Genomic DNA, 18882 nt, shown 5'->3' on the forward strand with positions numbered 1-18882 from the left:
TCCGATTACGCCCCGGCCTGGATGTACCATGGGAGCGTTCGGCTGCCGTAGGGCGCGAACAACCGGGTGCGGTCCGGTGCATATCCGCCGCATCGCTCCCGCGTGACACGAAAGAACCGCCTGATCGCGCGGTCTTCGGTAGTGGCTGCCGGAGAAGGACTCCGGCCGCTTCGACTGACGGCCGTCGCCACATCCGGGCCGGGTATCCCGGGAGCCACCGGGGCACCCGCATTCTTGTCCGCATTCATGCGCGTGTTCACGCGAAACAGGTGAATGATGAACCAGAGAGGCCGCACGGACGTCTATGTCTGTCGTTGAAATAGAAGACGGTGTGTACGAAGCCACCGCCGTGATCGACAACGGGAGCTTCGGCACCCGCACCATCCGTTTCGAGACCGGCCGGCTGGCCCAGCAGGCCGCCGGCGCCGTCGTCGCCTATCTCGACGACGAGACCATGCTGCTGAGCGCCACCACTGCCAGCAAAGCCCCCAAGGAGCATTTCGACTTCTTCCCGCTGACCATCGATGTCGAAGAGCGGATGTATGCCGCGGGCCGTATTCCCGGCTCGTTCTTCCGGCGTGAGGGCCGCCCGTCCACCGACGCGATCCTGACCTGCCGGCTGATCGACCGCCCGCTGCGCCCGTCGTTCGTCAACGGTCTGCGCAACGAGATCCAGGTCGTCGTCACGGTGCTGAGCCTGGACCCCAAGGACCTCTACGACGTTCTCGCCATCAACGCGGCCTCGGCGTCCACACAGATCTCCGGCCTGCCGTTCTCCGGCCCCGTGGGTGGGGTGCGGGTGGCGCTCATCGACGGCACCTGGGTGGCATTCCCGACCGTCGAACAACTCGAGCGCGCGGTCTTCGACATGGTGGTGGCCGGCCGAAAGGTCGCCGATGACGTCGCGATCATGATGGTCGAGGCCGAGGCCACCGAGAACGTCGTGGAGCTGGTCGCCGGCGGCGCAGCCGCTCCGACCGAGACCGTGGTGGCCGAGGGCCTGGAGGCAGCCAAGCCGTTCATTGCGGTGCTGTGCGACGCGCAGGCGGCCCTGGCCGGAGCCGCCGGTAAAGACACTGTCGAGTACCCGGTGTTCCCGGAGTACGGCGAGGACGTCTACTACTCGGTGGCCTCGGTGGCCACCGACGCACTGTCGGAGGCGCTGAGCATCGCGGGCAAGAACGAGCGCAACGACCGTACCGACGAGATCAAGGTCGAGGTGCTCGGACGGCTGGCCGAGCAGTACGCCGGCCGGGAGAAGGAGATCGGTGCGGCGTTCCGCTCGTTGACCAAAAAGCTTGTGCGTCAACGTATCCTGACCGATCATTTCCGCATCGACGGTCGCGGCGTCACCGACATCCGGGCATTGTCGGCCGAGGTCGCGGTCATTCCGCGGGCGCACGGCAGCGCGCTGTTCGAGCGCGGCGAGACCCAGATCATGGGTGTCACCACGCTGGACATGGTCAAGATGGCCCAGCAGATCGACTCGCTGGGACCCGAGACCAGCAAGCGCTACATGCACCACTACAACTTCCCGCCGTACTCGACCGGGGAAACCGGTCGCGTCGGCTCGCCGAAGCGCCGCGAGATCGGCCACGGTGCGCTGGCCGAGCGGGCACTGATGCCGGTGCTGCCCAGCATCGAGGAATTCCCGTACGCGATCCGTCAGGTCTCGGAGGCGTTGGGCTCCAACGGCTCGACCTCGATGGGTTCGGTGTGCGCCTCGACGCTGTCGCTGCTCAACGCCGGTGTGCCGCTCAAGGCGCCGGTTGCCGGCATCGCGATGGGCCTGGTGTCCGACGACATTGAAGTTGAGGGTAAGACCGAGCGACGCTTCGTGACCCTGACCGACATCCTCGGCGCCGAGGATGCGTTCGGCGACATGGACTTCAAGTGCGCGGGCACCAAGGAGTTCGTCACCGCGCTGCAGCTCGACACCAAGCTCGACGGCATCCCATCCCAGGTGCTGGCCGGGGCACTGGCCCAGGCCAAGGACGCCCGAGTCACCATCCTGGAGGTGATGGCCGAGGCGATCGACGGACCCGACGAGATGAGCCCGTATGCGCCGCGCATCACCACGATCAAGGTGCCGGTCGACAAGATCGGCGAGGTGATCGGGCCCAAGGGCAAGATGATCAACTCGATCACCGAGGAGACCGGCGCGCAGATCTCCATCGAGGACGACGGCACGGTGTTCGTCGGTGCTGCCGACGGGCTTTCGGCCCAAGCCGCGATCGACAAGATCAACGCGATCGCCAACCCGCAGCTGCCCAAGATCGGTGAGCGGTTCCTCGGCACGGTGGTGAAAACCACTGATTTCGGAGCCTTCGTGTCGCTGCTGCCCGGCCGCGACGGCCTGGTGCACATCTCCAAGCTGGGCCGGGGCAAGCGCATCAACAAGGTCGAGGATGTCGCCAAGGTCGGTGACAAGCTGCGTGTCGAGATCGCCGACATCGACAACCGCGGCAAGATCTCGCTGGTCCTGGTGGCCGAGGATGATGCCGCCGCAGCCACGGAGGATGACGCAGCAGCACCCACTGATGCCGCGACCGCCAACAGCTAGTTCGCCGTCGCTGCGCCGGTCACGGCGCAGCGACGCGGCCGACCAGACGGGGTTGCGTCGCACGGTACTGCCCGGTGGCCTGCGCGTGGTCACTGAGCATGTGCCGTCGGTGCATTCGGCCTCGGTCGGGGTGTGGGTCGGCGTCGGTTCACGCGACGAAGGTCGCAGCGTGGCCGGCGCCGCACACTTCCTCGAACACCTGTTGTTCAAGGCGACGCCAACCCGCACCGCAGTCCAGATCGCCCAGGCTGTGGACGCCGTCGGTGGTGAGCTCAATGCGTTCACCTCCCGTGAGCACACCTGCTACTACGCCCACGTGCTCGACTCCGACCTCGCCCTCGGCGTGGACCTGGTCGCCGACGTCGTCCTGCGTGGACGGTGCTTGGCCGACGACGTCGAGATCGAGCGCGATGTCGTGCTCGAGGAGATCGCCATGCGCGATGACGACCCCGAGGACACCCTCGGCGACGTGTTCCTGTCGGCGATGTTCGGTGCGCACCCGGTAGGTCGGCCGGTGATCGGCAGCGTCGAGTCGATCTCGGAAATGACACGCGGTCAACTGCATTCATTCCATGTGCGCCGCTACACCCCGGACCGGATGGTGGTGGCAGTAGCCGGCAACATCGACCACGACGAGGTGGTCGGCCTGGTCCGGGAGCACTTCGGTCCGCACCTGGTGCGTGGCCGCTCGCCGGTGCCACCGCGCCGTGGCGCCGGACGGGTGCTCGGCCGGCCGACGCTGCACCTGGTCCGCCGGGACGCCGAACAGACCCATCTGTCGATGGGGGTGCGCACCCCGGGCCGGCACTGGGAGCACCGGTGGGCGCTGTCGGTCCTCAACGCCGCCCTCGGTGGCGGGCTGAGTTCTCGTCTGTTCCAACAGATCCGGGAAACCCGGGGGCTGGCGTACTCGGTGTACTCGACGGTGGACACGTTCGCTGACAGTGGCGCGCTGTCGATCTACGCCGGAAGCCTTCCCGAACGATTCGACGAAGTCGTCCGGGTCACCACCGATGTGCTCGCCGACGTCGCCCGCGACGGCATCACCGCCGAGGAGTGCCGGATTGCCAAGGGTTCGCTGCGCGGCGGCCTGGTGCTCGGGCTGGAAGACTCCGCGTCCCGGATGCACCGGATCGGCCGCAGTGAACTCAACCACGCTGAGCACCGCACCATCGCCGACACCCTGTCGCGCATCGACGCGGTCACTCTCGACGAGGTCAACGCCGTCGCACGGCAGTTGCTGACCCGGCCGTTCGGTGCTGCGGTGCTGGGTCCGGTGCGCTCGCGGCGTGCGTTGCCGCGGCCGTTGCAGAGGATCCCCGGCTGACAGCGACTAGGCTGACTCCGATGCCCCGAATCTCTCGTAGACAGGCCGTCGTCGGCGGGTTGTCGCTGGCCGCGTTCACCGCATTCACCGCATGCGCGCAGCCGCGGGCATACTCCGATCCCGGCGGCTGGGCGCGATTGGACGAATTGCAGCGTCGTGACAACGTGCTGATCGGGGTGTACGCCGTCGATCTCGATACCGGACGGACTGTCGCGTTCGGTGCGGACCGGATGCTGGCGATGTGCTCGACGTTCAAGGGGTACGCCGCGGCGGCAGTGTTGGCTCGCGCGCGACGCGGAGATCTGACGCTGCAGGATCCGGTGGTCATCGAAGCCGGTGACATCCAACCTCATTCGCCGCTGACCGAGCCACGCGTGGGCACCACGATGACCCTCGCGGAGCTGTGCGTGGCCGCGGTGCAACAGAGCGACAACACCGCCGCAAATCTGCTGCTGCACGCCCTGGGCGGTCCGCCCGCGATCACCGAGTTCGCCCGCAGCATCGGAGACGACCGGAGTCGGCTGGACCGCTGGGAGACCGAACTGAACTCGGCCATCCCCGGCGATCCGCGCGACACCACCACACCGCAGGCGATCGGCACCGGGTACCGCAATCTGCTTGCCGGGGACGCGCTGGAGCCGGCCGACCGTGACCTGCTCGACCAGTGGTTGCGGGGGAACGAAACGTCCAGCATGCGCGCCGGTCTGCCGGCCGGTTGGACGACGGCGGACAAAACCGGCAGCGGCGACTACGGCACCGCCAACGATGTCGGTATCGCCTATGGGCCGGAAGGCCGGCGGCTGCTGCTGTCGCTGATGGTGCGCTCGGCCGGTGACGATCCCGACGCGCCGTCCTCGCGGCCGTTGATCGGTGAGCTGACTGCGCTGCTGGTGTCCGAGCTAGATCACCGGCAGTGAGTCATCCCGTTGCAGGGCAAAGAAGTACGGTGAGCTGACACCGCGCAGGTCAATGGTGCCGAGCACGGTGTCCTCACTGATACGGCGGAACACGTCGAGGATCGGCAGCTGGTCGTAGATCATGGTCGCGGAGTCCACGCCGCGATAGCGGGTGGTGCGCAACCGGGCCTTGGGTCCGCGGGCCCGCAATGCGGGGCGCAGCGTGGTGATGGTAGAGGCGTAGCGGACCCGCTTGAGCAGGGGCAGCCGCGTCACCGGCCCGAGACCGGCGAAGGCCAGTGCCGGGTTCAGCGGCCATAGCGCACGGCCGTCGGCAGTGCAGAACAGCAGCGGATGAACGTACTCGCTGGTGCGGAACTGCTTGCCCCACCAGCCACTGGCCGCCAGGAGCCCGTCGAGGCGATGCCCGGTGGGCACCTCGGCGCCGTGCCAGGTGCCGATCATTGTGTCGGCGTCGACGGCAGGCAACGAGTCGAACAGTGCGAGGGCTTCGTCTGTGGTCGTCGGCGCGTCGGGGAGCAGATCGGTCAGGGAGCGCATGACACGAGGCTACGTGTGAGCTGCAGTGCGGCAGACTGCCTTGGTGCGCTCCGATCAGCTGTGCCCATGCGGCAGCACCGCCGAGTACGGCAGCTGCTGCCGGCCGTTGCACCTCGGCGAACGGCAGGCCGAGACCGCCGAAGCGCTGATGCGGTCGCGATACAGCGCTTACGTACTCGGCGAGGCCACCTACGTGTGGCGGACCTGGCATCCGCGGACCCGACCGGCCCATGTCGACGAGGACTTGTCGGTGACATGGATGCGCTTGGAGATCGTCGACGTCGCGGCCGGCGGAGTCGACGACGACAGCGGCGAGGTCGAGTTCCGCGCACACCATCGACGCGGGGTGCTGCACGAGCGTTCCCGCTTTGCCCGCCGTGCGCGCCGCTGGTTCTACGTCGACGGGGACCTGTTCGACTGAGCGCTCAGGCCAGCACGTCGGCGGGGTTGGTGAACGGCAGAGCGAGGTCGGTTGCCACCTGCTCGGACAACAGCGCGCCCTGATGCGTCGAAAGGCCTTTGGCCAGTGCGGAATCCGCGCGGCACGCCGCTTTCCAGCCGTGGTCGGCGAGCTTGAGTACGTAGGGCATGGTGGCATTGGTGAGTGCGTACGTGGAGGTCCGCGGAACCGCGCCCGGCATGTTCGCCACGCAGTAGAAGACGGTGTCGTGCACCGCGAAGGTCGGATCGTCGTGGGTGGTGGGCCGGGAGTCCTCGAAGCAGCCACCCTGATCGATCGCGATGTCGACCAGGACGGCGCCAGACTTCATCTCCGCCACAGTCGCATTGGTGACCAGCTTGGGAGCTTTCGCGCCCGGCACCAGGACCGCGCCGATGACCAGGTCGGCGTCCTTGACCGCGGTCTCCAGATCCAGCCGCGACGAGTACCGTGTCTCGATGGCGCCGCCGTACTCCGCGTCGATCTTGCGTAGCGTGTTGATGTTCAGGTCGAACACCGTGACGTGTGCACCCATGCCCCAGGCCACGGCAGCGGCGTTGTCACCGGCCATTCCGCCGCCGACGACCACGACCTTGGCGGGCGCCACACCAGGGACGCCGCCCATCAGAACCCCACGCCCGCCCTGGGTGCGCATCAGATGGTAGGCGCCGACCTGGGCCGAAAGCCGGCCCGCGACCTCACTCATCGGTGCAAGAAGAGGTAGCGCGACGGATCCATCCGAGTTGGTGGTCTGCACCGTCTCGTAGGCAATCGAGGTGGTGCCCGATGCCAGCAGCGCCTTGGTGCACGCCGTGGACGCGGCCAGATGCAGGTAGGTGAACAGTGTCTGCCCCGAGCGCAGCCGCGAGTACTCGGGCTCGATCGGTTCCTTGACCTTCAGCAGCAGGTCGGCCTCGGCCCAGACCTCGTCGGCGGTACCGACAAGGTGTGCGCCTGCGCCTTTGAAGTCGGCGTCGGTGATCGCCGAACCTTCACCGGCGCCGGATTCGATGAGTACCTCGTGGCCCCGGTGCACCAGCTCCGCCACGCCGGCGGGCGTGATCGCGACCCGGTACTCGTTGTTTTTGATCTCGGTCGGGATACCGACACGCATCTTCGCTCCTCGATTCGACGAAAGATGTCACTATTGTGAAGAAGCATCGGAAGAGCCGCAAAGTCCTGATGATAATTCGTTAGATGAGGGATATGACGGAACAATCATCGAACAATGTCGACCGGCGACGTGCTCTGTCGAACGATGTTCGGAGCGCCATCGACGACGTGGACCGCCGCATCCTGACCGCGTTGCATGCAGACGCCCGATTGCCCAACAGCACTCTGGCCGACCTGGTCGGGATCGCCCCGTCGACGTGCCACGGTCGGGTGCGTCGGCTGCAGGAGCTCGGGGTGATCCGGGGGTTCTACGCCGACATCGACCCGGCCGCCCTCGGGCTGACGCTGCAGGCGATGATCTCGGTCAGTCTGCAGGCCAACGCTCGCGGGCGGATCAGCAGCTTCATCGGACAGATCCGGCGCAAACCGCAGGTCATGGACGTCTACTTTCTGGCCGGCGCCGACGACTTCCTGTTGCACGTGGCCGCCCGCGACACCGACGATCTGCGCTCCTTCGTGGTGGAGAACCTCAATGCCGACGCCGACGTGGCAGGCACCCAGACCTCGTTGATCTTCGAGCACCTGCGCGGCGCCTCGCCGCTGTGAAGGTCAACCGGTGGCGAAGGTGCGCAACCAGGCGAACCAGTCGGCCATCCCCTCGCCGGTCTTGGCGCTGACCGGCAGCACCACTGCGGTCGGGTTGACCTGCCGGATCCGATCGGTGTACGTCGCGACATCGGCGTCCAGGTGTGGGGCGAGGTCGATCTTGTTGAGCAGCACCACGTCGACGGCGCGGAACATCACCGGATACTTCAACGGCTTGTCCTCGCCCTCGGTGAGTGAGTACACCATGACCTTGGCGTGCTCGCCCACGTCGAATTCCGCTGGGCACACCAGGTTTCCGACATTCTCGATGATCACCAGGTCCAGGTCGGGCAACTCCAGCCCGGCCAGCGCCCGTCCGACCATCACAGCGTCGAGGTGGCATTCACCGCCGAAACCGTTGTCGGTGTTCAGCAGAGAGATCTGGGCCCCGCGCCCGCTCAATCGCGCGGCGTCGAGGTCGGTGGCGATGTCGCCCTCGATCACCCCGACCGCAAAGTCGCCGGCCAGTTCGTCCAGCGTGGCGGCAAGCACCGCGGTCTTGCCCGAGCCGGGTGAGCTCATCATGTTCAGCGCCCGGATCTCGTTGCGGGCGAACGCCTCCCGGTTGGCCGCGGCGCGGGCGTCGTTTTCGGAGAAGATCGCCTCGAGCACGTCGACGCGCTCGGTGGCGGTCTGGTAGCCACTATGATCCCCGTGATCGTGGGCGTGATCGTGTTGGTGGCTGTGCACGGTCCCGTCGTCGTGGCGGTGGAATCTACCCATGGCGGGCCTCGGCCGGCTCGGTCGCGACGTCGATCGACGTCACCAGAAATTCCTCACCGCGCACCACTGTGACATCGACACTGTCGCAGGCCGGGCAGCGTAGCGACCACCGTGAGGTGATGTCCGACTCCAGACCGCAGGCGCGGCAGCACACGGCGGCGGTCACCTGCTCGACCTCCAACACCGCGCTGCCGAGGCCTTCGTGTTCGGCCGCGATGGTCCAACAGAACGTCAACGATTCGGCGACCACCTGCCGCAGCGCGCCGACGCGTACCCGCACCACCTCAACCGGCCGGCCGTCGGCGTGGGTACGCACCACGCCGGCGATGGCGTGGCACAACGACAACTCGTGCACGTCTGAAGCGTAGCCCCGACCACGCGTCGGAAATGCGCAGAAGTGACTGCCAGATTTCGATAGTTGGGTTCGGCGCGCGGCGCTAGCCTGGCACCAGAATCGGTTCGAGGAGACCGCGCGATGAGCGCAGATATGCCACACCAGCGGAGCACCCCGTGACGGGGGACACCGCCCGGGTACGGCTGAGCGTCACCGGCGTGGTCCAGGGCGTGGGGTTCCGTCCCACGGTGGCCAGGATCGCCGCCGAGCACCGGTTGAGCGGATTCGTGCGCAACGACGCCGGTTCGGTGCAGTGCGAACTGGAGGGGCCGGGCATACGGGTCGAGGCGGCGGTGTCGGCGCTGCGCGACGCGCCGCCGCCGTTGGCGCGAATCGACTCGTTCGTCGTCACATCCCGTCCGGTGCTGGGCGACCGCACATTCAGCATCCTGAACAGCGCTGCCCACGGCGACGACGGCCATCGGACGCTGGTCGCGCCCGACATCGCGACGTGCCCGGATTGTCTGCGCGAGATGTTCAGCCCGCACGACCGGCGCTATCGGCACCCGTTCATCACCTGCACCAATTGCGGGCCGCGCTACACGGTGATCACCGATCTGCCCTACGACCGTCCGGCCACCACGATGGCCAAGTACGACATGTGCTCGGCCTGTGCCGCCGAGTACGCCGACCCGACCGATCGGCGCTATCACGCCCAGACCATCGCCTGCCCCGAGTGCGGTCCGCAGCTGGCGTGGACGGGACCGACCGACGGCGGTTGCGCACTGGAGTCTGCCGCCGCCGCACTGCGGGACGGTCTGATCGTCGCAATCAAAGGCATCGGCGGCTACCACCTTGCCTGCCGCGCGGACGACGATGCCGCGCTGCTGCGTCTGCGTCAGCGAAAAAATCGGCCCGCCAAGCCATTCGCGCTCATGGTCGCCGACGTCGAGCATGCGCGCAGCATCTGCGAGGTTGACGACGCGGCGGCGCGCTCGTTGCGCTCGCCGGCCGCGCCGATCGTGTTGCTGGCCGGGCATGGCGGCGCGGTGAGCGACGCTGTGGCGCCGGGTCTGGGCGAGCTCGGCGTGATGCTGGCCTACTCGCCGGTCCATCACCTGCTGTTCGCCGATCTCGACGTACCCGCGCTGGTGATGACCTCGGCCAACCAGGGTGGCTCACCGATCGTCTACCGCGACGAGGACCTCGAGTGGATCGACGGTCTGGCCGACGCGGTGCTGGGCCACGACCGCCCGATCCACGTGCCCTGTGAAGATTCCGTCGTGGGCATCGACGCCGACGGGAACGAATCGCCCTTGCGCAGATCCCGAGGGTACGCGCCGCTGCCGGTGCCACTGGACGCCGGCGCCGGTGAACCGCCGGTCATCCTGGCAACCGGTGGGGACCTCAAGACCACATTCGCCCTGACCGGCAGGCACGGGTGGGCGCACCTGTCCTCGCACCTGGGAGACATGGCCGACCCCAGGACCCAGGACTGCTTCGCCGCGGCGGTGCAGCACCTGGCATTCCTGACCGGCAGCACCCCCGATGTGGTCGCCCACGATGCGCACCCGCACTACGCCACCACCCGCTGGGCGCAGCGGCGCGGCGGCACGCTGCTGGCCGTGCAACACCACCATGCGCATGCGATGTCGTTGCTGGCCGAGCATCGGCGGCTGGGCGACCCGATGATCGCGGTCACCTACGACGGCACCGGTTTCGGCACCGATGGCACGATCTGGGGTGGCGAACTACTCGCCATCACCGGACCGGCCCAATTCACCCGGGTGGGGCATCTGGCGCCGTTCGCAATGCCGGGCGGCGAGGGGGCCGTCCGGCAACCGGCGCGCATCGCGGTGGACCTGTTGTGGCGCGCCGGGATCGAACTGGCCGATGACCTGCCTGCGGTGGCCGCGATCGGACCGGCCGGCATGCGCGTGGTCACCCAACAGCTGCCACGCGGCATCGGGTGCGTACCCACCACCAGCATGGGCCGGCTCTTCGATGCGGTGTCCAGCCTGCTGGGGGTGTGCCAGCAGGTCAGCTACGAAGGGCAGGCGGCCGTCGAGCTCGAACATCTGGCGCGCACCGGCAATGAATGCAGCCCAACAGATTTCGATGTCACATCTGGTGTTCTCGATCCCGCGCCGGTGCTGCGCACACTGGTCGACGGTATGCGTTCGGGCGTATGCCGTGCCGATCTGGCTCTGCTGTTCCACGATGCGGTGGTGCGGGCGACGGTCTGGGCCGCAGCCCAGGCCGCGTCGGCTGCGGGGATGCGCACTGTCGGGTTGACCGGCGGAGTGTTCGCCAACCGCCGGCTACTGGACGGGATTGCGGGCGGGTTGCGCGCCCGCGGACTGGAGGTTCTCACCCACCGGGTGGTGCCGTGCAATGACGGCGGCTTGGCGTTGGGACAGGCCGCAGTGGCCGCAGCAACCATAGCGTCGGCGCGCCGGGCCGCAGCTCGGGAAAGGAGTGACCCATGTGCCTCGGGATTCCCGGCAAGGTGATCGAGATCTGGGACGAAGCCGGGACACGGATGTCCACGGTGGAATTCGGCGGTACCACCAAGACGGTGTGTCTGGCCTATCTCCCCGACATGGGTGTCGGGGAGTACACCATCGTGCACGCCGGCTTTGCAATCACCCGGCTTGACGAGGCTTCGGCGCAAGAGACGCTGCGGATGTTCGCCGACCTGGGTGTCCTGGAGGAGGAGCTGGCCGGCGAGCAGGCGTTCACCCGAAAGGATCTCTCATGAAGTATCTCGACGAGTTCCGCGACCCGGCCGCGGCAGCAACCCTGGTCGAGGCGATTCGGCGCCGCGCCACCAGGACGTGGACGGTCATGGAAGTCTGCGGGGGACAGACGCATTCGATCATCCGCAACGGAATCGACCAGCTGCTCGACGGTGCGGTGGAGTTCATCCACGGTCCCGGTTGCCCAGTGTGCGTCACACCGCTGGAGATGATCGACCGGGCGCTGCAGATCGCCGCCCGCCAGGACGTGATCTTCTGTTCGTTCGGCGACATGCTCCGGGTGCCCGGCAGCGAACAGGACCTGTTCGGGGTGCGGGCGCGCGGCGGTGACATCCGGATCGTCTACTCGCCCCTGGACGCCACCAGGATCGCCGCGGACAACCCCGACAAGCAGGTGGTGTTCTTCGGAGTCGGCTTCGAAACCACCGCGCCGGCCAACGCGATGGCGGTGCTACACGCGCAGCGGCTCGGGCTCGGGGACTTCTCGATGCTGGTCTCCCACGTGCTGGTGCCGCCGGCGATGAAGGCCATCCTGGCCGCACCGACCAATCGGGTGCAGGGCTTCTTGGCCGCCGGGCATGTGTGCTCGGTCATGGGCACTGCCGAATATGACACGCTGGTCGACGAATTCGGGGTACCCATCGTCGTGACCGGTTTCGAACCTCTCGATCTACTCGAAGGCGTCCGCCAGGTGGTCGAGCTCCTCGAGGCGGGCGTCCCCGCGCTGCGCAATGCCTATCCGCGTGCGGTCAGTGCCGCCGGTAACGAGGTGGCCCAGCAGACGCTGGCCGACGTGTTCTCCGTGACCGACCGGCAGTGGCGTGGCATCGGCATGATTGCGCAGTCGGGATGGACGCTGGCACCCCGCTATGCGGACTTCGACGCCGAATGCCGCTTCGGTGTCGGCCATCTCAAGGTCGCCGAATCCGCTGAGTGCCGTAGTGGCGAGGTGTTGCAGGGGTTGCTCAAACCGCATGAGTGCCCGGCATTCGGCCGAACCTGCACGCCGCGGTCGCCGCTCGGAGCGACCATGGTGTCCAGCGAGGGTGCCTGCGCGGCGTACTACCAGTTCCGCCGGCTGGAGCTGACCACGCATGTCTGAGATTCCGGTGTCGGTGAACCCCGCGCAATGGGTGTGCCCGCTGCCGTTACGTGAGACCCGGCGGGTGGTGCTCGGACACGGCGGGGGCGGCGTGCTCTCGGAGGAACTGATCGAGAATCTGTTCCTGCCCGCGTTCGGCGCTGCGCCCACGCCGTCGAGGGACTCGGCGGTACTCGACACCGGGGCCGGGCGCATCGCGCTGACCACCGATTCCTACGTGGTGCAGCCGTTGTTCTTCCCGGGCGGCAACATCGGTGATCTCGCGGTCAACGGCACCGTCAACGATCTCGCGTGCAGCGGCGCCCAGCCGCTGGCCATCACCGCCGGCTTCATCCTCGAGGAGGGGCTGGAGCTCGACGCGCTCGGCGCAGTGGCCACGACGATGGGCAAAGCGGCAGCCGCGGCCGGAGTGCCCATCGTCACCGGTGACACCAAGGTGGTCGGAAAAGGGGGAGCCGACCAGCTTTTCGTCAACACAGCCGGCGTGGGCGTGGTTCCCGCCGGGGTCGACATCGGTCCCGAGCGGGCGCGTCCGGGTGACGTGGTGATCGTGTCCGGCAGTATCGGCGAGCACGGGGTGGCGATCATGAGCGTGCGTGAGGGCATCGACTTCGGCACCGAGGTACGCACCGACAGCGCACCGCTGCACCGGCTGGTGGCGGCGATGCTCGCCGCGGTTGACCCGACAGCGGTGCACACGCTGCGCGACCCGACCCGCGGCGGTCTGGTGGCCTCGGTCGTCGAGATTGCCCGGGCCGCCTCGGTGGGCGTCGAGCTCGACGAGGCGGCGATCCCGGTCCCCGAACCGGTCGCCTCGGCCTGCTCGTTTCTGGGACTGGACCCGCTGCAGGTGGCCAACGAGGGCAAGCTCGTCGCGTTCGTCGCGGCCGAGGCCGCCGAGGCGGTGCTGGCCGCGATGCGCGCACGACCCGAAGGAGCCCAGGCCGCAGTGATCGGTCGGGTGGTCGCCGAACATCCCGGCATGGCAGTGGCGCGCACGCCCTTCGGGACCACACGGGTGGTGGAACGCGAGCTCGGAGAGCAGCTTCCGCGGATCTGTTGAGGTCAGCGCCGCAGCGTCTCCGAGGGCGCCTCGCCCCAGCGCTTGCGGTACTCGACCGAGAAGCTGCCCAGATGATGAAATCCCCATCGTTCGGCCACGGCCGTCACCGTCACGCCGTCCGACGGGATGGCGTCGGTGAGCTCCTCGTGTACCCGCTCCAGGCGTCGTTCTCGCACGAACGCCATCGGCGACATGCCCAGTTCGGAGCGGAAGCCCTGCTGGATGGACCGCACGCTCATGTGCACGGCGTTGGCCAGTGAGTCCATCGTGATCCGTTCGGCGAGGTGTTCGTCGATGAAGTCCATGGCCTGCTGGATGACGGTGCGCCGCGGGTCCGGCGACGACGGCTGGGTGATCTCGGCGTGATAGTTCGACGGCTGCAGGTAAAGCAGGCTGCTCATCACCAGCTCCTCGACCGGGCCGATCGCCCGGCCTTTCTGGATCAGCGAACCGGCGTGGTAGACCTCGGTATGCACCAGCTGCACCGCGGCGTGCCAGCGCATCGCCGCTTCGGTGGCCAGGTCGAACTCCGGCTCGAAGACCAACGGGCGGACAAGGTTACGACCGGTCAGCCGGGTGACATGGGCGATCATCGCCTGCGCCTCGATGCGGATCAGCAGCTGCGGCGTGTCCAGACCGAGCTCCAGACGCAGCGGCACACCAGGACTGGAGACCAGCGAACGCATGGTGTTGGCCTGAAACGTCGCGGTCGGATGGACGATGTTGGCCACTCCGTTCATCGGCATGTGCACCGCGTAGTAGCGGCCGGATTCCGGGATCTCGATGGTCGCCGGCGCGTGCAGATCGAGGTAGAGCATGCTGACGTTGCGCAGGCGCACGCCGTGCATCGACGCGGCGAACCCGTCGGCGCCGGCCGGATCGACCGTCAGGGTCAGCGGCGACAGTGCGCGGCCCATCAGCCGTGCTGCCTTGGCAATGTCCTCGGTGTAGAAGATCTCGTGCTCGCCGAGCGCGGGTGGGACACCGCGCGAGCGCACCTTGCGGCGGACCGGATCGCTGGTGCGCCGGATGTCGATGTAGCCCAGCCGGGTGAGGCGCGACATCAGCGCGCCCGCAATCCGGTGGCAGGATAGGGAACCCTAACTTTGCAGCGCAGTAAAGGAATTCGCATCCGCAAGGCAAGACTCCTCAACATCGGTCTCGCTTCAGCGTAACCATCTGTGCGCAATCCTGATAGCAGTTGCGTGAAACCGATAGGCAGCGGCCCCACCGCTGAGTACGTTGAGGCTGTCAGCCACGCTCCCCCGGATGGGGGAGTCCGCCAGGGAGGTCGGGCATGGGTAGCAACGGTGAGGCGACAGCGGCCGTGCTGGATCCGGCCGCGCCGGGCGGGCCCTCGGCCACTGTCCGGGACCGCCTCGACGACCCCCGGATCGCCGAGGCCCTGAACACCTTGCTCGAGCATGCCGACCTGCTCGCGGTGCTCGTCACCGGGCTGGACGGCTTCGTGCGCCGCGGCGACGACATCGCTGCCAATCTGACGTCGGCGCTGGGTGAGCTCAAAGGACAATCTGTTGAACTGGGGCAGCTTTCGGCCAGCCTGGCCCAGCTCTCGGGCGGCCTGGTCCACGCGGCCCCGGCGATCACCACCCTGCTGAACTCTCCGTTGGCCGATCCGGCCGGCGCTGAGGTGATCTCCGCCCTGGGTGACGCTGTGGTGTCAGCCCGGCAGTCCGTTGGGCCCGCACCGCGCGGGATGCGCGGCCTGTGGAAGACGCTGCGCGGCGCGGCCAAGGACCCCGACGTCGCACGCGGTGTGGCGTACCTGCTCGAAGTGGCTCGTGTCTTCGGGCGTCGAGTCTGAAAGCCAGTCACACACAACAGAATTCGCCCCGGAGGTTCGGACCTTCGGTGATCGAGAGGAGTCCCGATGGCATCGGTGCTGTGGTTCCAGGGTGGCGCGTGTAGTGGCAACACGATGTCATTCCTCAACGCCGAAGAGCCCAACGTCGTCGACCTGATCGTCGACTTCGGACTCGACCTGCTCTGGCACCCCTCACTGGGGCTGGAACTCGGGCACAATGCGCAGAAGGTGTTCTGGGACTGCGCCAACGGCGAACGACCGCTGGACATCTTCGTGTTCGAGGGCACCGTGATGGAGGCCTACGACGGCCGCGCCGACATGTTCGCCGACCGCCCGATGAAGGACTGGGTCACCGATCTGGCCGCGGCCGCGCAGATCGTCGTCGCCATCGGCGACTGCGCCTGCTGGGGTGGCATTCCCGCGATGGAGCCGAACCCGTCGGGATCGACCGGGCTGCAGTTCCACAAGCGTGAGAAGGGCGGGTATCTCGGCCCGGACTTCCGGTCCAAGATGGGACTGCCGGTCATCAACGTGCCGGGATGTCCTGCGCACCCGGACTGGATCACCCAGATCCTGGTGGCGCTGGCCACCGGGCGCGCCGGTGACATCACACTCGACGACCTGCACCGCCCCGAGACGTTCTTCAAGACGTTCACCCAGACCGGCTGCACACGCGTGCAATTCTTCGAATACAAGCAGTCCACACTCTCGTTCGGCGAGGGCACCCGAACCGGTTGCCTGTTTTACGAATTCGGTTGTCGTGGTCCGATGACACACTCGCCGTGTAACCGGATCCTGTGGAACCGGCAGTCGTCGAAGACGCGGGCCGGAATGCCCTGCCTGGGCTGCACCGAGCCGGAGTTTCCGCATTTCGACCTGGCGCCCGGAACTTTGTTCAAGACACAGAAGGTCAGCGGCATGATCCCCAAGGAAGTGCCCGAGGGCACCGACCACCTGACCTACATGGGCCTGGCAGCAGCTGCGCGGATCGCGGCGCCGCAGTGGTCCAAAGAAGACATGTTCGTGGTCTAGCGCAGGCAAGAAAGGACTTTCATGACCTCACAACTCGATCTGTTCGTCAGTCCGCTGGGTCGGGTCGAAGGCGACCTCGACGTCCGGGTCACCATCGAAGACGGGGTCGTCACCTCGGCGTGGACCGAGGCGGCGATGTTCCGCGGTTTCGAGATCATCCTGCGCGGCAAGGACCCTCAGTCCGGGCTGGTGGTCTGCCCGCGGATCTGCGGCATCTGCGGGGGTAGCCATCTGTACAAGTCGGCCTACGCGCTGGACACGGCGTGGCGCACCCACATGCCGCACAACGCCACGCTGGTACGCAACATCTGTCAGGCCTGCGAGACGCTGCAGTCGATCCCGCGGTACTTCTATGCGCTGTTCGCGATCGATCTGACGAACAAGAACTACGCCAAGTCCGCGCTCTACGACGAAGCCGTCCGGCGTTTCGCCCCCTACGTGGGAACCAGTTACCAGCCCGGTGTGGTGCTCAGTGCCAAGCCGGTCGAGGTGTACGCCATCTACGGCGGGCAATGGCCTCACTCGAGTTTCATGGTGCCCGGAGGCGTCATGTGTGCGCCGACGCTGTCGGATGTCACCCGCTCGATCGCGATTCTGGAGCACTGGAACGACGCGTGGTTGGAAGGGCAGTGGCTGGGCTGTTCGGTGGACCGTTGGCTGGAGAACAAGACCTGGAACGACGTGCTGGCCTGGGTCGACGAGAACGAGGCCCAGTACAACAGCGACTGCGGCTTTTTCATCCGCTACTGCCTCGATGTCGGGCTGGACAAGTACGGACAGGGCGTGGGCAATTATCTGGCCACCGGAACGTATTTCGAGCCCTCGCTCTACGAGAACCCCACCATCGAGGGCCGCAACGCGGCGTTGATCGGACGGTCGGGAGTCTTCGCCGACGGGCGCTACTACGAATTCGATCAGGCCAACGTCCGAGAGGACGTCACCCATTCCTTCTATCAGGGGGACCGCCCGCTGCACCCGTTCGACGGCGAGACCATCCCGATCGACCCGGAACTGGGACGCAAGCAGGGCAAGTACAGCTGGGCCAAGTCCCCGCGCTACGCCGTCGGCGATCTGGGCAACATTCCGCTGGAAGCGGGCCCGCTGGCGCGCCGGATGGCCGCCGCCGGCCCGAACGCTGCGGCACACCAGGACGACGATCCGCTGTTCGGTGACATCTACAACACCATCGGCCCGTCGGTGATGGTCCGCCAGCTCGCCCGTATGCACGAGGCACCGAAGTATTACAAGTGGGCGCGGCAGTGGCTGGATGCGCTGGAGCTCAAGGAGAGCTTCTACACCAAGCCCACTGAGTACGCCGAGGGCAAAGGGTTCGGCTCGACTGAGGCCGCCCGCGGCTCGCTGTCGGACTGGATCGTCATCGAGGACAGCAAGATCAAGAACTATCAGGTGGTCACCCCAACGGCGTGGAACATCGGGCCTCGGGACGGCTCTGAGGTGCTCGGCCCGATCGAGCGGGCCCTGGTCGGTTCTCCGATCGTCGATGCCGAAGACCCCGTGGAGCTGGGTCACGTCGCGCGCAGCTTCGACTCCTGCCTGGTGTGTACGGTGCACGCCTACGACGGCAAAACCGGCAGGGAGCTGAATCGGTTCGTCATCAACGGGATGGTGTGAGCTGGTCGAACTGAACGACGTCGAAGTGAACGCAGCCGAAGTGAACGCAGCCGACCCGGCGGCGCAGCTGGAGCCGCCGGGCTGCGAGGTGCTGGTGATCGGCTGCGGGAACCTGCTGCGCGGCGACGACGGGGTGGGCCCGGTGCTGGTCCGACATCTGTGGGAACGCGGGGTGCCGGGCGGCGCGAAGTTGGTCGACGGCGGCACCGCCGGGATGGATGTCGCGTTCCAGATGCGCGGCGCGCAGCGCGTGGTGATCGTCGACGCCGCGGCCACCGGTTCGGCGCCGGGCACGACCTTCCGGGTGCCCGGTGAGGAATTCGCCGAGCTTCCGCCGCTGCAGGGGCTGCACACGCATTCGTTTCGTTGGGATCATGCGATCGCGTTCGCACGCTGGGCGCTCGGGCAGGACTGCCCGACCGATATCACCGTGTTTTTGATCGAGGTCTCCGGTGTCGAGTTGGGCGCTGATCTCTCCGATCCGGTGGCCACCGCGATGGAGGAGGTGATCTCGGTGATCGAACGTGACTTCCTGGCACCACTGCGGCCCACCGCCGGCCGCGACGTGACCGTCGAATTCACCGCCGATGGATATCTGCGCCTCGATGCCGACGTGGCGGCCGCCCGCTTTCCCTCCGATGCGGTCGCCGCGGTGCTGCGCGACGGGGTGTTCTGGTTGATCCCGCTGCGCGGCCCGCGCAGTGGCGGCCTGCTGCTCAAGCAGCGCAATCCTGCCGGTGACCGGTCTGTGCTGGTCGGCGAGCTGTTGAGGGAGGCCCCATTGCGCGGTGTGTATCGCGCATGCTGGGACGATGAACATAGCGCGCTACGCATCCAGGTTTCCGGGCTCCAGGAGCGGAAACCGTGA

General features: G+C 67.2%; 18 protein-coding genes. 13 read left to right on the top strand and 5 right to left on the bottom strand.

What is annotated here, in order from left to right; translation table 11 throughout:
* The first annotated feature begins 304 nt into the window (after nucleotides 1-304).
* Genes KXD98_RS10265 through bla form a run of 3 tightly spaced genes read left to right on the top strand, consistent with a single transcriptional unit; the run spans nucleotide 305 to nucleotide 4807 of the window.
* A complete protein-coding gene (locus KXD98_RS10265) occupies nucleotides 305-2563 on the top strand; it encodes a polyribonucleotide nucleotidyltransferase (protein ID WP_260764004.1) in 2259 nt (752 codons plus the stop codon).
* Entirely contained in the window at nucleotides 2541-3890 is a 1350-nt protein-coding gene (locus KXD98_RS10270; RefSeq protein ID WP_260765109.1) for a pitrilysin family protein, read from the top strand. The genes KXD98_RS10265 and KXD98_RS10270 overlap by 23 nt, the downstream gene beginning before the upstream one ends.
* Nucleotides 3891-3910: 20 nt before the next feature.
* Complete coding sequence (gene bla / locus KXD98_RS10275) at nucleotides 3911-4807, top strand: class A beta-lactamase (protein WP_260764005.1); 897 nt, start codon at nucleotides 3911-3913, stop codon at nucleotides 4805-4807.
* Here bla and KXD98_RS10280 read toward each other — a convergent pair.
* Nucleotides 4790-5347: a DUF4334 domain-containing protein gene (locus KXD98_RS10280; RefSeq protein WP_260764007.1), complete on the bottom strand. Its 558-nt coding sequence runs from the start codon at nucleotides 5345-5347 to the stop codon at nucleotides 4790-4792. The genes bla and KXD98_RS10280 overlap by 18 nt on opposite strands.
* Before the next feature lie 43 nt (nucleotides 5348-5390).
* Between KXD98_RS10280 and KXD98_RS10285 the strand changes: the two genes are divergently transcribed.
* Nucleotides 5391-5768, top strand: a complete 378-nt coding sequence (locus tag KXD98_RS10285) for a YchJ family protein (protein WP_260764010.1) — start codon at nucleotides 5391-5393, stop codon at nucleotides 5766-5768.
* Between the two features lie 4 nt (nucleotides 5769-5772).
* Here KXD98_RS10285 and ald read toward each other — a convergent pair whose 3' ends face one another.
* Nucleotides 5773-6900 (bottom strand): alanine dehydrogenase, encoded by a 1128-nt coding sequence (gene ald / locus KXD98_RS10290; RefSeq protein ID WP_260764012.1) that lies wholly within the window; start codon nucleotides 6898-6900, stop codon nucleotides 5773-5775.
* Between the two features lie 92 nt (nucleotides 6901-6992).
* Between ald and KXD98_RS10295 the strand changes: the two genes are divergently transcribed.
* The gene (locus KXD98_RS10295; protein WP_260765110.1) at nucleotides 6993-7505 is read left to right on the top strand and encodes an Lrp/AsnC family transcriptional regulator; all 513 of its coding nucleotides are present in this window, start codon (nucleotides 6993-6995) and stop codon (nucleotides 7503-7505) included.
* A gap of 3 nt (nucleotides 7506-7508) precedes the next feature.
* On the opposite strand, the gene hypB is transcribed toward KXD98_RS10295, so the two are convergent.
* Together hypB and KXD98_RS10305 are read right to left on the bottom strand one after the other, a co-directional pair.
* The gene (gene hypB / locus KXD98_RS10300) at nucleotides 7509-8267 is read right to left on the bottom strand and encodes a hydrogenase nickel incorporation protein HypB (RefSeq protein WP_260764014.1); all 759 of its coding nucleotides are present in this window, start codon (nucleotides 8265-8267) and stop codon (nucleotides 7509-7511) included.
* Complete coding sequence (locus KXD98_RS10305) at nucleotides 8260-8622, bottom strand: hydrogenase maturation nickel metallochaperone HypA (protein WP_260764017.1); 363 nt, start codon at nucleotides 8620-8622, stop codon at nucleotides 8260-8262. Before KXD98_RS10305 ends, hypB begins: the two co-directional genes overlap by 8 nt.
* 155 nt (nucleotides 8623-8777) lie before the next feature.
* Here KXD98_RS10305 and hypF point away from each other — a divergent pair, with 155 nt between their 5' ends.
* Genes hypF through hypE form a run of 4 tightly spaced genes read left to right on the top strand, consistent with a single transcriptional unit; the run spans nucleotide 8778 to nucleotide 13525 of the window.
* The gene (hypF, locus tag KXD98_RS10310; protein WP_260764019.1) at nucleotides 8778-11114 is read left to right on the top strand and encodes a carbamoyltransferase HypF; all 2337 of its coding nucleotides are present in this window, start codon (nucleotides 8778-8780) and stop codon (nucleotides 11112-11114) included.
* Nucleotides 11087-11362 (top strand): HypC/HybG/HupF family hydrogenase formation chaperone, encoded by a 276-nt coding sequence (locus tag KXD98_RS10315; RefSeq protein ID WP_260764020.1) that lies wholly within the window; start codon nucleotides 11087-11089, stop codon nucleotides 11360-11362. The genes hypF and KXD98_RS10315 overlap by 28 nt, the downstream gene beginning before the upstream one ends.
* Complete coding sequence (gene hypD / locus KXD98_RS10320; protein WP_260764022.1) at nucleotides 11359-12462, top strand: hydrogenase formation protein HypD; 1104 nt, start codon at nucleotides 11359-11361, stop codon at nucleotides 12460-12462. The genes KXD98_RS10315 and hypD overlap by 4 nt, the downstream gene beginning before the upstream one ends.
* Nucleotides 12455-13525 carry a hydrogenase expression/formation protein HypE gene (gene hypE, locus KXD98_RS10325; protein WP_260764025.1) on the top strand — a complete coding sequence of 357 codons (1071 nt, stop codon included), beginning with the start codon at nucleotides 12455-12457 and terminating at the stop codon, nucleotides 13523-13525. The genes hypD and hypE overlap by 8 nt, the downstream gene beginning before the upstream one ends.
* 2 nt (nucleotides 13526-13527) lie before the next feature.
* Here hypE and KXD98_RS10330 read toward each other — a convergent pair whose 3' ends face one another.
* A complete protein-coding gene (locus tag KXD98_RS10330; RefSeq protein WP_260764034.1) occupies nucleotides 13528-14589 on the bottom strand; it encodes an AraC family transcriptional regulator in 1062 nt (353 codons plus the stop codon).
* A gap of 233 nt (nucleotides 14590-14822) precedes the next feature.
* Between KXD98_RS10330 and KXD98_RS10335 the strand changes: the two genes are divergently transcribed.
* The 4 genes from KXD98_RS10335 (at nucleotide 14823) to KXD98_RS10350 (ending at nucleotide 18882) form a co-directional block, all read left to right on the top strand.
* A complete protein-coding gene (locus KXD98_RS10335; protein WP_260764037.1) occupies nucleotides 14823-15350 on the top strand; it encodes a DUF1641 domain-containing protein in 528 nt (175 codons plus the stop codon).
* Nucleotides 15351-15416: 66 nt separating this feature from the next.
* On the top strand, nucleotides 15417-16382 hold the full coding sequence (locus KXD98_RS10340; RefSeq protein WP_260764038.1) for a hydrogenase: 966 nt from the start codon (nucleotides 15417-15419) through the stop codon (nucleotides 16380-16382).
* 21 nt (nucleotides 16383-16403) lie between these two features.
* Nucleotides 16404-18014 (top strand): nickel-dependent hydrogenase large subunit, encoded by a 1611-nt coding sequence (locus tag KXD98_RS10345; RefSeq protein ID WP_260764041.1) that lies wholly within the window; start codon nucleotides 16404-16406, stop codon nucleotides 18012-18014.
* A gap of 94 nt (nucleotides 18015-18108) precedes the next feature.
* Entirely contained in the window at nucleotides 18109-18882 is a 774-nt protein-coding gene (locus tag KXD98_RS10350) for a hydrogenase maturation protease (protein WP_260765111.1), read from the top strand.

Source organism: Mycobacterium sp. SMC-4, assembly GCF_025263265.1.
Classification (GTDB): Bacteria; Actinomycetota; Actinomycetes; order Mycobacteriales; family Mycobacteriaceae; genus Mycobacterium.

Bases quoted from the DNA above. Each gene is read 5' to 3' on its own strand.
- KXD98_RS10335 (WP_260764037.1), top strand. From the start codon at position 14,823: ATGGGTAGCAACGGTGAGGCGACAGCGGCCGTGCTGGATCCGGCCGCG.
- KXD98_RS10280 (WP_260764007.1), bottom strand. From the start codon at position 5,347: ATGCGCTCCCTGACCGATCTGCTCCCCGACGCGCCGACGACCACAGAC.
- hypD (WP_260764022.1), top strand. From the start codon at position 11,359: ATGAAGTATCTCGACGAGTTCCGCGACCCGGCCGCGGCAGCAACCCTG.
- hypB (WP_260764014.1), bottom strand. From the start codon at position 8,267: ATGGGTAGATTCCACCGCCACGACGACGGGACCGTGCACAGCCACCAA.
- KXD98_RS10295 (WP_260765110.1), top strand. From the start codon at position 6,993: ATGACGGAACAATCATCGAACAATGTCGACCGGCGACGTGCTCTGTCG.
- KXD98_RS10265 (WP_260764004.1), top strand. From the start codon at position 305: ATGTCTGTCGTTGAAATAGAAGACGGTGTGTACGAAGCCACCGCCGTG.
- KXD98_RS10345 (WP_260764041.1), top strand. From the start codon at position 16,404: ATGACCTCACAACTCGATCTGTTCGTCAGTCCGCTGGGTCGGGTCGAA.
- KXD98_RS10330 (WP_260764034.1), bottom strand. From the start codon at position 14,589: ATGTCGCGCCTCACCCGGCTGGGCTACATCGACATCCGGCGCACCAGC.
- ald (WP_260764012.1), bottom strand. From the start codon at position 6,900: ATGCGTGTCGGTATCCCGACCGAGATCAAAAACAACGAGTACCGGGTC.
- bla (WP_260764005.1), top strand. From the start codon at position 3,911: ATGCCCCGAATCTCTCGTAGACAGGCCGTCGTCGGCGGGTTGTCGCTG.
- hypE (WP_260764025.1), top strand. From the start codon at position 12,455: ATGTCTGAGATTCCGGTGTCGGTGAACCCCGCGCAATGGGTGTGCCCG.
- KXD98_RS10270 (WP_260765109.1), top strand. From the start codon at position 2,541: ATGCCGCGACCGCCAACAGCTAGTTCGCCGTCGCTGCGCCGGTCACGG.
- KXD98_RS10340 (WP_260764038.1), top strand. From the start codon at position 15,417: ATGGCATCGGTGCTGTGGTTCCAGGGTGGCGCGTGTAGTGGCAACACG.
- KXD98_RS10315 (WP_260764020.1), top strand. From the start codon at position 11,087: ATGTGCCTCGGGATTCCCGGCAAGGTGATCGAGATCTGGGACGAAGCC.